Raw genomic sequence first — 12,865 nt, 5'->3', positions numbered from 1 at the left:
GAGCCCGCAGATTTGGCTGTAAATCTCTCACGCGCTGAATGTGGCCACGGATAGGCGTCTCGCCTATCCGTGGCGTTATGTAGCGCCGAGTTGAAACTTACGAGGCCCCCGCCGTCCCCGAAGGGCCTGGAGCGCCCGATCGGGCGCTGGTTCCGCGACAACAACCGCCTTGTGCCGCTGCCTTGTGATCACAGCTGGGAATTGGTGATGGCTTCGAAGGGCTTTCCCGACGGGGGGACGGTCCCTCGGCTGAGGGGCGTACTCGCGCCCTGGACGATCCTTGAGGCGCTTCTGAAGAAAGCCCGGACCGGGGTCGCCCGGCCCGGGCTGCATGACGAGTACGGCTCCACGGGCCTCATCGGGCACTGGAAAGCGCTGGGTGGCCTCTCTGGCCAGTGGGGGAGCGCGTCATGGAAGCCCCTGAAGGGCGCGGAGGGCCTTCCTGCCGCGCCCCGCTACCCCCTCCCGCCCTTGTTCATGACGGGAGAGGTGAAGCCGGGAGTCATCCTCGCGGCGAGCGTCCCTTCATGCCACGCCCGGGAATCGGCCCCTTCGGTACCGGCATGTTGCTCATCAGGTCGCCGAGCGCGCGCAGGCGGTCGTTGACGGCCGTCACCTGGGCGCCCGGGAGGACGCGCGGGAGCTTCAGCAGGTGGTTCCGCAGCTTCTTGAGCGGGATCTGGCCCTCGCCGTCACCGACGACGACGTCGTGCACCGGGGCGTCGGCGACGGTGCGCGCCATGCGCTTCTTCTCGGCGGCCAGCAGGCCGCGCAGCCGGTTCGGGTTGCCCTCGCCGACCAGGACGATGCCGGCCTTGCCGACAGCGCGGTGCACCACGTCCTGGCTGCGGTTCATGGCGACCGCGGGGGTCACCGTCCAGCCGCGGCCGACGTTCTCCAGGACGGCGGCCGCCGCACCGGGCTGGCCCTCCATCTGCCCGAAGGCCGCCCGCTCGGCGCGCCGGCCGAAGATGATCGCCATCGCCAGGAATGCCAGGACGAAGCCCAGGATGCCCGCGTAGACGGGGTGGCCGATCAGGAAGCCGATGGCGAGGAGCACGCCGAAGACGACGATTCCTGTGCCAGCGACGACAAGACCGACCTTGGAATCGACCCGACGGGTCATCTTGTAGGTCAGGGCGATCTGCTTGAGCCGCCCGGGGTTCTCAGCGCCGCCAGCGCCGGTTGCGTTTGCCTTCCTCGCCATACAGCGAAGTTTACGTGGCGTGCGGGCGTCGGGTGGCCGCGGCCTCCAGGACGTACTCGGCGTCGTACCGGTCCCTGGCGCGGCGGCGGTCCTCCAGGACCGACGTCCAGGCATTGCGGCGGGCGGTGCGCTGGCCGCTGCGCAGCAGCACGGCCTCGATGGCACGCAGTGCACCGGTGACGGAGGGGATGGGGCGGGCGGTGGCGCGGAGCGGCGCGGCCTCCATGGTGGTGGTCTCCCTCGTACGAACGGAACGATCAGGGGGATGCGTGGGGAGGTGTTGAGCGGTGCGTACATCCATCGTCACTGAAGGGTGTTACCAACGGATGACCTGCCGGTCAAACACCTATGAAACGTTGACGCGGCCCCCACGCCCCCCTGCCAGGGGGAGTGCGGGGCCGCGTCTCTCAGCATGTGCCACGATTCACAAAATGGCGCGCCGGGGCCGTCAAACCGCCTGACTGGACGCCTCGACCTCGCGCCGCTCGATCGCCTGCTGGTACAGGCGGCCGGCACGGTAGGAGGAGCGGACCAGCGGGCCGGACATGACGCCGGCGTAGCCGATCTCCTCGGCCTCCTCCTTGAGCTCCACGAACTCGGCGGGCTTGACCCAGCGCTCGATGGGGTGGTGGCGGACCGAGGGGCGCAGGTACTGGGTGATCGTGATCAGCTCGCAGCCCGCGTCGTGCAGGTCCTGGAGTGCCTGGCTGATCTCCTCGCGGGTCTCGCCCATGCCCAGGATGAGGTTGGACTTGGTGACCAGGCCGGCCTCGCGGGACTTGGAGATGACCTCCAGCGACCGCTCGTAGCGGAAGCCGGGGCGGATCCGCTTGAAGATCCGCGGGACCGTCTCGACGTTGTGGGCCAGCACCTCGGGGCGCGAGGAGAAGACCTCGGCGAGCTGCTCGGGGACCGCGTTGAAGTCGGGGATCAGCAGTTCCACGCCGGTGTCGGGCATCGAGGCGTGGATCTGGCGGACGGTCTCGGCGTAGAGCCAGGCGCCGCCGTCCTCCAGGTCGTCGCGGGCGACGCCGGTGATCGTGGCGTACTTCAGGCCCATGGTCTGGACCGACTCGGCGACCCGGCGCGGCTCGTCGCGGTCCAGCTCCTGCGGCTTGCCGGTGTCGATCTGGCAGAAGTCGCAGCGGCGGGTGCACTGGTCACCACCGATGAGGAAGGTCGCCTCGCGGTCCTCCCAGCATTCAAAGATGTTGGGACAGCCCGCCTCCTGGCAGACCGTGTGCAGACCCTCACTCTTGACCAGGCCCTGGAGGTGGTTGTACTCGGGACCCATTTTCGCCCGGGTCTTGATCCACTCGGGCTTGCGCTCGATGGGGGTCTGGCTGTTGCGGACCTCCAGGCGCAGCATCTTGCGTCCGTCGGGTGCGACTGCGGACACGTCGGCTCCCTAACAACTTCGATTCTTCGGCGTACACCAGGGTACGCCCGTCAATTCGCACGCATTTCCACGTGCGGGTGGTGCAGGGCCAACCTCGGACGGGAGGGCGGCATTCCCGCGGCCTCGGCCGCGGGCGGCCCTCAGACCGCGCGGGGCAGCAGGACGGCGTTCTCCAGGACGCCCCGCAGGTGCTTCTCGACGACCGGCAGGACCTCGGCGATGGTGACCTCGCGGCCCAGCTCGCCGGAGAGCGAGGCGACCCCGGCGTCCCGGATGCCGCAGGGCACGATCTTGTCGAACGACGTGGTGTCCGGATTCACGTTGAGCGCGAAGCCGTGCATGGTGACGCCCTTGGCGACGCGGATGCCGATCGCGGCGAGCTTGCGGTCCTCACCGCGCTGGCCGGCGTTGGACGGCGCGTACTCGGGGCCGTTCAGCCGCGGGTCGAACAGCTCGTCCGCGGCCCGCGGGTCGAAGTCGAGCTGGAGGCCGCCCAGGGCCGGCCGCTGCTCCGTCGGATCGCCCAGGACCCACACCCCGCTGCGGCCCTCGACCCGGGTGCCCTCGACGCCGAACTCGGCGCAGACCCCGATCAGCGCGTCCTCCAGGCGGCGGACGTGTGCGACCACGTCGACCGGGCGCGGCAGCTTCTGGATCGGGTAGCCCACCAGCTGGCCGGGGCCGTGCCAGGTGATCTTCCCGCCGCGGTCCACGTCGACGACCGGGGTGCCGTCCAGCGGCCGCTCGTCGTCGGAGGTCCGGCGGCCCGCCGTGTAGACGGCCTGGTGCTCCAGGAGGAGGCAGGTGTCGGGGATCTCGTCGGCGAACCGGGCGCTGTGGACCCGACGCTGCTCCGCCCACGCCGACTCGTACTCGACGGCGTCCGTCCCGAAGCCCAGATGCACAAAGCGCAGCCCCTCGGGTGCGGGGGTCTCCCCCCGAGAGATCGCAGTCACGGCAGCTCCTCTTCGAACCCTTGTCGCAGTTGCGTGCGAGGTCTCAATGCCCCTCGCGAGGCACTTCCGATGCCACGTCGCGCCCATGCCACTGTACGGCCGCCCTGCGCGCCCCCCACACGGGGGCGACGCGCCGCGCAGCCCCCGACGCGCCCGTGACGTGCTCACACGATCGGATGAACGCGAGGCGCAGGCCGCGAGAAAGGCGCCGAAGGCCGTTACATTCACGCCGTTCCACAAGGGCGAAGAGCACGCCGGACTGGGTCAGTCGAGCCCGGCGGCCCGGCCCGGAAGGCAGGAGACCGGTAAAGCTGATGACGGAACGACCCCCGCACCACACGCCCAACCGACAGCTCGCCGCGCTCATCGCCGAGGCGGGCTTCTCCAACGCAGGGCTGGCCAGACGGGTTGATCAACTCGGCATCGAGCACGGCCTCGACCTGCGCTACGACAAGACCTCGGTGACCCGCTGGCTGCGCGGGCAACAGCCCAGAGGCACCACCCCCGCGCTGATCGCGGAGGTCTTCACCCGCCGGCTGGGGCGCCGGCTCTCCGCCCAGGACCTGGGCCTGGACGCCTGCGCGCCGGTGTACGCCGGGCTGGAATTCGCCTCCACCCCCGCCGAGGCGGTGGACATCGTCAGCGGTCTGTGGCGCAAGGACTCCGGCAGCCATGCCGAGCTCCGCAAGATCGCGTTCACCCCGGCGGGGCTGGTGGTGCCCAGCCGGGACTGGCTGATCGGCCGCCCCGACGAGCGCGTCGCGCACGGCGAGCCGGGCGGCGAGGCCGGGGAGCGGGTGCCCGTGCAGGGCGGCCGGTCGTCGGTGCCCCGGCAGCGCCAGACCGAGCGGGTGGACCGCACCCAGGGCGGCCGGGTCACCTCCGGCGACATCGCGGCGCTGCGCTCGGTCGGCGAGCTGTTCCGGGCCCTGGACCACGCCTACGGCGGTGGCCACGCCCGCCAGGCCCTGGTGCGCTACCTGGAGCACGAGGCCGAGCCGATGCTCCGCGGCACCTACGGGGAGACGGTCGGCCGGCGGCTGTTCGCGGCCGCCGCGGACCTGACCCGGCTGGCCGGCTGGACCTCGTACGACATCGCCGCGCACGGGCTGGCGCAGCGGTACTTCGTCCAGGCGCTGCGGCTGTCCCAGGCCGCCGGCGACCGCGCGTACGGCTCCTACGTCCTGGTGACGATGAGCCGGCAGGCGGTCTATCTGGGGCACGGCCGGGAGGCCGTCCAACTGGCCCGGGTCGCCCAGCAGGGCGTCGGCAGCAGTGCGCCGCCCACCGTGCAGGCGCTGCTGCACGCCGCGGAGGCGCGCGGCCACGGCGTCCTGAGCGAGGTCCGGGCCTGCACCGCCGCACTGGCCCGCGCCGAACGGGCCCTGGAGAGCGCCCGCCCCGGGGACGACACCCCGTACTGGGCGCGCTTCTTCGACGAGGCACAGCTCGCCGACGAACTCGCGCACTGCCACCGCGATCTCCAGCAGTACCGCGCGGCCTCCCAGCACGCCGAGCGCTCCCTCCAGCTGCGCGCCGCCGGGTTCGCCCGCAGCCGGCTGTTCTGCCGGGTGGTGCTGGCGACCGCCCGGCTCGGCCTGGGCGAGCTGGAGCAGGCGTGCACGCTCGCCGCCGAGGCGGCCCTCCAGGCATCCGAGATGCGCTCGGTACGGGCCCACGAGTACGTCCGGGACTTCGAGCGGCGGCTGGAGCCGTACCGGGACGCGGCGGCGGTGCGCGGCTACCGCGAGCGGGTGGCCGCGCTGGGATGACGGACGGGCGTCGCACGGCGGGGCCGACCTATGCCGCGGCCGGTACGGCGTCCGGTTCCGGGCGGGCCGGCAGGCCGAAGTCCTGGAGCAGCGCGCGGGCGGCGCGGTGGCCGGAGCGCAGTGCGCCCTGGAGCGTGCCGGTGTCGCGGTGGTCGCCGCACACATAGAGCCCGGCCAGCATCCGTACGGTGCGCTGCGGGTCGTGCGGGGCGGCCATCGCGGGCACCGCGTAGGGGTCGTGATGGCCGGTCAGCAGCCGCCATTCCTCGGCCCGCACCCCGTGGATCCGGTCGAGCTGCGGTCGGACGGTCTTGTCGAGGACGTCCAACGGCAGTGCCGCGGCGGGGCCGAGCACGACGGTGGTGACCAGCGGCCGGCCGGGCGGGGTGCGGGACGGGTCGATCGCGCCGGCGAGGTAGGTGAAGCCGATCGGGCCGTCGGTCGGCAGGACCAGGGTGGTGTCCCGGTGGGGACCGCCGCGGGTGCCGGTCGGGGCGTCCGCGGTGTGGTGCAGCACCGTGACCGGGTGGAAGGCGGGCAGCCGCAGCCCCGGCAGCAGCGCGGCGGCGTCCCGCGCACCGGTCGCCACCACCACCGCCCGGCACGCCGTCCGGCCGTGTTCGCGGGTGCCGACGCCGTTGGCGTCGACGGCCGTGACCTCCACGGACGTCCGGACCGTGCCCGGCGGCAGGCCGGCCGCCAGCAGCTCCGGGACGGCGAAGGCGCCGCCCGTCGGCAGCGTCAGCCGCCCCTCCGCGAAGGTCCGCAGCACCTGCGCGGCGCCCCGGCTGGAGCCGCCCAGTCGGGGGTCGCAGAGCAGCGCGCCCAACAGCGGCCGCAGGAAGGTGTCGTGGGTGCGCGGCGGGAACGCCGGCCGGCCGGCCAGGGCCTCGCTGACCGGAAGGTCGGCGATCCGCTCCGTACGGCGGTCGGCGCGCGTGAGGGCGCGCGCCGCGGACAGTGCGCCCCTCGTGCACCGCAGCGGACTGATGCGCTGGGTCCGCTGGCCGTTGTGGAGGCTCAGTCCGGCCGCGAACGGACGCAGCGTCAACTCGCCCAGGCCCGGCGTCCGGCGCAGCGCGGCGGGGGAGACCGCCAGCGGCCGGCCGCAGCGGTCCAGGCGGAAGCCGTCCACCTCGTCGGTGACGGACCGGCCGCCGACCCGCGGCGCGGCCTCCAGGACGGTGACCGCGAGCCCCGCCGCGGTCAGATGGCGAGCGGCGGCGAGACCGGCCGGCCCGGCCCCCACGATGACGACGTCGACGACCGATGCGGTGCGCAGCACATGCCCCTCCCGAGGTCGGTCCCAGCGGCAGCGCACGGTTCTCCTGCCCGGTGCGGCGGTCCGGGATGCCCAGTGGTGTGTCCGAGGACCGTAGGGCGCCGCGGCCCGGCCGACAGGGGCGCCCTGGGGGCGCGTCGGAGCGGCCCCCGCGCCACGTCCCGACCCGTCGCGCCCTACGACGCCAGGGCGGCGCGCACCGCGTCCGCGATCCGCGGGTCCGCGAAGGCGAAACCGGAGTCCAGCAGCTGCCGCGGCACGATCCGCTGACTTCCCAGCACGTCCGCGGCGAACTCCCCGAGGGCGATCCGCAGCACCGGCGCGGGCACGGTGCACAGCGTGGGGCGGCGCAGCACACGGCCCATCACCGCCGTCGCCTCGCGGTTGGTGACCGGCTCCGGCGCGGTGAGGTTGACCGGCCCGGACAGCCCCTCGGTGACCAGCAGATGGCGGAGCGCCGCGATGTGGTCCCGCAGGGAGATGAAGCTCCAGTACTGGCTGCCGTCGCCGAGCCGACCGCCCAACCCCAGCCGGAACAGCGGGAAGAGCCGCCCCCAGGCACCGCCGGAGCGTGCCACGACCAGACCGGTCCGGGCGAGGACGGTCCGGATGCCGGCCTCCTGGGCGGGCGTCGCGGCGTCCTCCCACGCCACGCAGAGCTCCGGCAGGAAGCCCGAACCGGCCGGCCCGCTCTCGTCGGTGCGCCGGTCGCCGGTGTCGCCGTAGTAGCCGATCGCGCTGCCGGAGACGAGGACCCGCGGCGGGACGTCCATCGCGGCCAGCGCGGTGGCCAGGGTCCGGGTACCCAGCACCCGGCTGTCGTGGAGCTGCTGCTTGTAGGCGGCGGTCCAGCGGTGGTCGGCGACGCCCGCCCCGGCGAGGTGCACCACCGCCTCGCAGCCGGCCAGCGCGGCCGGGTCCAGCCGTCCCTTGGGGTCCCAGGACACCTCGTCCGCCGCCGTCGGCCGGCGGCGGACGAGCCGGACGACGTCGTGGCCGTCCGCGCGCAGGTTCCGGACGAGCGCCGTGCCGATGAGTCCGGTCGAGCCGGTGATCGCGATCCGCATGGGGCCATCCTGCCCGCAAGCGGGGGCGCCACCGGGGAAGGGGGCGGGGCGAGCCGGGCGGGAGTCCGCCGCGGCGGCGCGGGGACGTCAGCTGCGGAAGCGGTCCCACAGCAGGGGGAAGCGCTCGGCGAGGGTCGCGTCGTCGTCGAGGTCGAGGTAGGTGCCGAGCGGTTCCGGCGGGGCCGGGGGCAGTTCCAGGTCGGGCATGACGGTGCCGGTCAGCTGCTCGTACGCCTCGTCGGCGGCGTAGCCCAGCTCCTCGGCGTCGCCGTCGGTCTCCTCGTCGAAGTCGCCGACGAGGCCGGCCAACTGGTCCGGATCGTGCAGCGCGCCCTCGAAGACGTGCCGGCCCTGGCCGATCAGCCAGCAGCGGAAGTAGTCGAAGGCGTCGTCGCTGGCGCCGTCCAGCATCAGTGCCGCGGCGGCCCACAGGTCCCAGGTGTAGGCCCGGTTGTAGCGGGCCTCGAAGTGGCGGGCGAAGTCGATGACGCGGTCCGGGTCGAGCCCGAGCAGCCGCTCGACCAGGGCGTCGGCCTGCTCCTCGGGGTCGCCGCCGGCGGCCGCGCGGGAGCCGTCCACCAGCTCCCAGAACTCCGTCTCGTCCATCACCGCTCCAGCATCCGTCCTGCCGCCGCGGCCCGCACGCGGAGTGCACCGGATGCGGCGGCGCGGCGTCCGGGCCGGGGATCCGGGGCGTCAGGAGGGTGGTCCGGCGGGTGACCGCGTCGCGGTTCCGTCGTTGTGCGGCATGCAACGACGGCAGCGCAGCCCCCCTCCCCCCACCGCCCACACAGTGCCCCTCCCACCCCGCGCAGTGCCCTGTGCGCTGCCCCCGTGCAGTGTCCCTCCCGCCCAACCAGTGCCCCACCCAGCGCTTCTCCCACCCCGTATCCCCCCACTTCGTGAAGGGCGCATCCCGCCATGCCCATGGACGAAAGAACCCGGGCCGAGGTCGAACGTGCCGAGGCGGCCCTCGTCGAGCACTATCCACGGCTGGTCCGCCTGGCCTATCTCGTCCTGCCCCCGTCGATGGGCCGCCACCGCAAGGTCCTCACCGCGCACGGACTGGTGCAGCGGGCCCTGCCGTGGCGCGTGCCGCGCCGGCCGGTCGGTGCGCTGCCCGCCCAGCGCGGCTCGGACGCCGGCTCCGGCTACGACCTGGTCCGCCAACGAACCCTGGAGCTGGCGCTGGCCTACGAGGACCGGCAGCGACCGGCCGTCCTGTTGCCGACCGTGCCGTTCGTGTGGGGCCTGCGGCTCTTCCCGCGTGCCGGCGGCGCCGATGAACTCGCCCTGGACCAGGCCCTGTCGGCGGTCCCGGCCGCGGTCCGGGCCGCCCTGGGGCTGTGGCACCTGGAGGGGCTGGAGGCGGAGGCGGCGCGCGCGGTCCTGGCGCGGGCCGGGGTCCCGGACCCCGACATGGCGCTGCGGGCGGCCGGGCAGCTGGACCGGCGGACCGGCGCCGGCGCCGGCGCGCTGTTGAACTCGGGCGAGTTCGACCCCTGCACGGTGCAGGCCCGGCCGACGGATCTGCTGCGCCGCCGCCAGCGGGTGCGGGCGACCGGCGTGCTCGCGGCGGTGCTGGTGGTCGGGGCGCTCGCGATGGCGCTGCCCGGCGGCCGGCCCGCGGGCGGGTCCGCCCCCACCGCCGCCCAGCAGGCCCTCGACCCCGGCCGGCTGCTGCGCGTGCCCAACGAGCAGTGGGCCCGGACCGCCCGGGTGGACTTCACCGCCTGGCCGGCGCGCGGCCGGCAGGCCGGCGACCGGCAGCTGCTGGCGCGGGCCCTGGGGGTGTGGGCCGCGCCGCCCGCCGGCACCCGGATCGTCGCGGCGGCGGACACCTCCACCCGGCCGCCCGCCGCCCCGCCCCGGCTGCTGTACGCCGGACTGATCGACAACGTCATGGTGGTGGTCTTCCACGACGGCGAGCGGCTGGTGCGCTACGCCGAGCCCCAAGACGCCACGCCCACCCTGCACTTCGCCCGGGTCGACAACGCCGACCTCGCCTCCGCCAGCGGGCTGGTGATCGGCCGCGGCAACGGCTGGCAGCGGTATCTGATCGCGCCCTGGGTCGCCGAGGTCGCCGTCCGGGACCTGCTCGCGCCGGACGCCCCGTCGCACGGACTGCACCTGGCCCCGGACGGCGTCACCGACCGCATCCCGACCCCGCCCGTGGACGGCGCCCCCTGCGGTCACTGGCCGGTGGCCGAATTCCGCTCCTCGCCGCGGATCGACGACCGCCGCTCCTTCCTGATGACCGACCTCGGCGACCTGGCGCCGGTGCACCTGACGTCCGTGCCGCCCGCCGCGGCCGGCGGCGGCCCCGGCGAGGCGACCGGCGCGCCGGCGCTGCACAGTTGGGCGCGCACCGCCTGCACCCTGCGGTCGCTGCGCGGCACCGGCGTACGGTCCGTCACCAACTGGGCCTACGCCCGGCAGGAGCTCCCGGAGGGCGGCGGTACCGCGACCTGGGTCTGCAACCGTGCCGACACCTGGCGCGGTTCGGGCCGGGCCATGGTGCAGTTCCAGCCGCCGGCCGTCGGACCGGCCGACCCGGGGCGGATCGCCGGCCGGGCCGTCGGCACCGCGGCGTGCAGCCCGTTCGGCCGGCATGTGCTCGCCGACGTCCACTGGCAGGCGAAGTCCGGGAAGTGGTACCTGCTCGCGGCGGGCAGCGGCGAGCTGGCCAAGGTCGACGTGTCCGGCGGGGTCCGGGCCGCGGCCCAGGCGCCGGTACTGGCGGTCCCGGCGGCCCGGAACACCACGGCGCAGGTCGCCGGGCGCCTGCGGGACGGCCGGAGCCTGCCGGCGATGCTGCCGTAGGTCGAGCGGGAGGACCCGAAGAGGCCCGGAAAACCCGACAGGAGATGTCGTCTTTCCCTGTCAGGGTCGCCGTGTACGACCACACAGGACGAGGCGAGGAGCACGACGTGACGGCGCATGAGAGGGCGGAAGGCCGGGCATCGGAGGCGCGGTCGGTGGACGCGGCAGAGAGCTCGGGGAACGGTGCCGCGCACCGGGGGATGCCCACGGGCGATCTGTCCGGGCGGGTGGCGCTGGTCGCCGGGGCGACCCGGGGCGCCGGCCGGGCGATGGCCGTGGAACTGGGCCGGGCCGGCGCGGTGGTGTACGTCACCGGCCGCACGACGCGGGACGCGGTCAGCGAGGTCGGCCGGCCCTCGGAGACCATCGAGGAGACCGCGGAGCTGGTGACCGCGGCCGGAGCCGAGGGCAACGGCGGCACGGGGATCGCCGTGCCGACCGACCACCTGGAGCCGGCGCGGGTCCGGGCGCTCGTCGAGCGCATCGACCGGGAGCAGGGGCGGCTGGACGTCCTGGTCAACAGCGTCTGGGGCGGCGACCGGCTGATCCAGTTCGACACCAAGGTGTGGGACCTGGACCTGGCGGGCGGGCTGCGGATGTTCCGGCTCGGCATCGACACCCACATCATCACCCACCACTTCGCGCTGCCGCTGCTGATCCGGCGGCCGGGCGGACTGGTCGTCGAGGTCACCGACGGCACCGAGGAGTTCAACCGCGTCTACCGCGACAGCCTCTGCTTCGACATCACCAAGAGCGTCCCGCACCGGATCGCCTTCGGGCTTGCCGGCGAGCTGGCGGAGTACGGCGGTACGGCCGTCTCGCTCACCCCGGGCTTCCTGCGGTCCGAGGAGATGCTGGACCACTTCGGCGTCACCGAGGAGACCTGGCGGGACGCGATCGCCAAGGAGCCGCACTTCGCCATCGCGGAATCCCCGGCCCTCATCGGCCGCGCGGTGCGGGCGCTGGCCGCCGACCCGGAGAAGGCGCGCTTCACCGGCCGGTCGCTCTCCAGCGGCCAGCTGGCGCGGGAGTACGGCTTCACCGATACCGACGGCTCGCAGCCGGACTGCTTCCGCTACTTCGAGGAGGTGGTGCGGGGCGGCAAGGACGCCGGTCCCGAGGACTACCGCGTCCCGGTGTCCTCCTCCGGCACCGGGGAATAGAGCGCGGCGGCGCGGCGGGCGGCCGCCGCGAACCGCTCCCGCAGGGCGGCGGGCGCCAGCGCCTCGACCTCCGGGCCGAGCGCCAGCAGCTGGGCGTAGGCGACCTCCTGGGACTCCACGGCGAGGGTGACCGTCAGCCATCCCCGCTCATCGGGCCCGCCCTCGGTCGTCGCCCGCTCGACGGCCTCCTCGGCCGCGGCCGGCTCGGTGACGTGGGGCAACTGCCGGACGCCGTGCGGGGAGAGCCGGACCACGGCCTCCTCGCGCAGCAGCGAGCGCCGGAACTGCTCGGCCCGTACGGCCCAGAACGCGGGCAGGTCGAAATCTGGGTCGCGGACGAAGTGCCCGGTGCGCGCCGCGTCCCCGGCCGCCCGGCCGTCCGGCGGACCGTCCACCGGAACGGCCGGCCGGGCCGCGGTGAACCGGTCGACGCGGTAGACCCGGAAGCCGGCGCCGGCGGGCGTGGCGGGGACCCCGTCGGGCGGCCCCGCCGCGGCCCGGGCCGCCAGGTACCAGACGCCCGCCTTGAGCACGAGGCCGTACGGCTCCAGCTCCCGGGCCACCTCGCGGCCGGCCCGGAGATATCGGGCCGTCAGCCGCCGGTCGTCCCACACCGCGTCGGCGATCACCGGCAGCAGCTCGGGCGTCTGGGGGGCGTGGTACCAGCGCGGCGCGTCCAGATGGAACCGCTGGGCGGCGCCCGACGCGGCGTCCCGAAGCTCCGGCAGCAGCGCGGCGGAGACCTTCAGCCGGGCCGCGGACGCGACGTCGGCCAGGCCCATCTCCCGCAGCGCGGAGGGCACTCCGGACAGGAAGAGCGCCTCCGCCTCGCTGCGGCCGAGCCCGGTCAGCCGGGTGCGGTAGCCGCCTATCAGGCGGTAGCCCCCGGACCGGCCGCGGTCCGCGTAGACGGGCACCCCGGCCTCCGAGAGCGACAGCACGTCCCGGGCGACCGTGCGCTCCGACACCTCCAGCTCCCGCGCCAGCTCCCCGGCCGTCATCGACGGTCGGGACTGGAGCAGCAACACCAATTTGATCAGCCGTGCGGCACGCATGGATCCATCATGCGGGGCAGCACTGACAACGCCCCGCGCACGCGGAACGGAAAGGGTCCCGTGCGAAGACCCCGGGCGCGGTGGGTGGTCCTCGCACGGGAGTGTGTGGGCGGGCGGCGCCCGGTGTCGGCCGGGGCCGCC

The 12,865-nt window shown here is 74.5% G+C and carries 11 protein-coding genes; 3 read left to right on the top strand and 8 right to left on the bottom strand.

Features of this window, described 5'->3' with window-relative positions; all coding sequences use genetic code 11:
* Window positions 1-502: 502 nt before the first annotated feature.
* From JNO44_RS14375 to lipB, 4 genes are all read right to left on the bottom strand, one after another.
* Window positions 503-1,207 (bottom strand): DUF4191 domain-containing protein, encoded by a 705-nt coding sequence (locus JNO44_RS14375; RefSeq protein WP_205364454.1) that lies wholly within the window; start codon window positions 1,205-1,207, stop codon window positions 503-505.
* A 10-nt stretch (window positions 1,208-1,217) separates the two neighbouring features.
* Window positions 1,218-1,433, bottom strand: a complete 216-nt coding sequence (locus tag JNO44_RS14370) for an SCO2195 family GlnR-regulated protein (protein ID WP_073447829.1) — start codon at window positions 1,431-1,433, stop codon at window positions 1,218-1,220.
* A 222-nt stretch (window positions 1,434-1,655) separates the two neighbouring features.
* Window positions 1,656-2,606 carry a lipoyl synthase gene (gene lipA, locus JNO44_RS14365; protein ID WP_039637197.1) on the bottom strand — a complete coding sequence of 317 codons (951 nt, stop codon included), beginning with the start codon at window positions 2,604-2,606 and terminating at the stop codon, window positions 1,656-1,658.
* Between the two features lie 140 nt (window positions 2,607-2,746).
* The gene (gene lipB / locus JNO44_RS14360; RefSeq protein ID WP_235093128.1) at window positions 2,747-3,562 is read right to left on the bottom strand and encodes a lipoyl(octanoyl) transferase LipB; all 816 of its coding nucleotides are present in this window, start codon (window positions 3,560-3,562) and stop codon (window positions 2,747-2,749) included.
* A 314-nt stretch (window positions 3,563-3,876) separates the two neighbouring features.
* On the opposite strand from lipB, the gene JNO44_RS14355 reads away from it, so the two are divergent.
* Complete coding sequence (locus JNO44_RS14355) at window positions 3,877-5,334, top strand: NsdA family TPR-like regulatory protein (RefSeq protein ID WP_067352413.1); 1,458 nt, start codon at window positions 3,877-3,879, stop codon at window positions 5,332-5,334.
* 28 nt (window positions 5,335-5,362) lie between these two features.
* Here JNO44_RS14355 and JNO44_RS14350 read toward each other — a convergent pair whose 3' ends face one another.
* The 3 genes from JNO44_RS14350 to JNO44_RS14340 form a co-directional block, all read right to left on the bottom strand.
* The gene (locus JNO44_RS14350) at window positions 5,363-6,619 is read right to left on the bottom strand and encodes an FAD-dependent oxidoreductase (protein WP_205364452.1); all 1,257 of its coding nucleotides are present in this window, start codon (window positions 6,617-6,619) and stop codon (window positions 5,363-5,365) included.
* Between the two features lie 173 nt (window positions 6,620-6,792).
* The gene (locus tag JNO44_RS14345; protein WP_205364449.1) at window positions 6,793-7,683 is read right to left on the bottom strand and encodes a TIGR01777 family oxidoreductase; all 891 of its coding nucleotides are present in this window, start codon (window positions 7,681-7,683) and stop codon (window positions 6,793-6,795) included.
* Between the two features lie 87 nt (window positions 7,684-7,770).
* Complete coding sequence (locus JNO44_RS14340) at window positions 7,771-8,289, bottom strand: DUF4240 domain-containing protein (RefSeq protein WP_039637208.1); 519 nt, start codon at window positions 8,287-8,289, stop codon at window positions 7,771-7,773.
* 321 nt (window positions 8,290-8,610) lie between these two features.
* Here JNO44_RS14340 and JNO44_RS14335 point away from each other — a divergent pair, with 321 nt between their 5' ends.
* Both JNO44_RS14335 and JNO44_RS14330 read left to right on the top strand, forming a co-directional pair.
* The gene (locus JNO44_RS14335) at window positions 8,611-10,506 is read left to right on the top strand and encodes a hypothetical protein (RefSeq protein ID WP_205364447.1); all 1,896 of its coding nucleotides are present in this window, start codon (window positions 8,611-8,613) and stop codon (window positions 10,504-10,506) included.
* Window positions 10,507-10,706: 200 nt separating this feature from the next.
* Window positions 10,707-11,669, top strand: coding sequence for an SDR family oxidoreductase (locus tag JNO44_RS14330; RefSeq protein WP_205369799.1), 963 nt, complete (start codon window positions 10,707-10,709; stop codon window positions 11,667-11,669).
* On the opposite strand, the gene JNO44_RS14325 is transcribed toward JNO44_RS14330, so the two are convergent.
* Window positions 11,630-12,724 (bottom strand): helix-turn-helix transcriptional regulator, encoded by a 1,095-nt coding sequence (locus JNO44_RS14325; RefSeq protein WP_205364445.1) that lies wholly within the window; start codon window positions 12,722-12,724, stop codon window positions 11,630-11,632. The genes JNO44_RS14330 and JNO44_RS14325 overlap by 40 nt on opposite strands.
* Window positions 12,725-12,865: the final 141 nt, after the last annotated feature.

The organism is Streptomyces noursei, from assembly GCF_016917755.1.
Taxonomy (GTDB): Bacteria; Actinomycetota; Actinomycetes; order Streptomycetales; family Streptomycetaceae; genus Streptomyces; species Streptomyces yunnanensis.
This window is presented reverse-complemented; position numbering and strand designations above follow the sequence as displayed.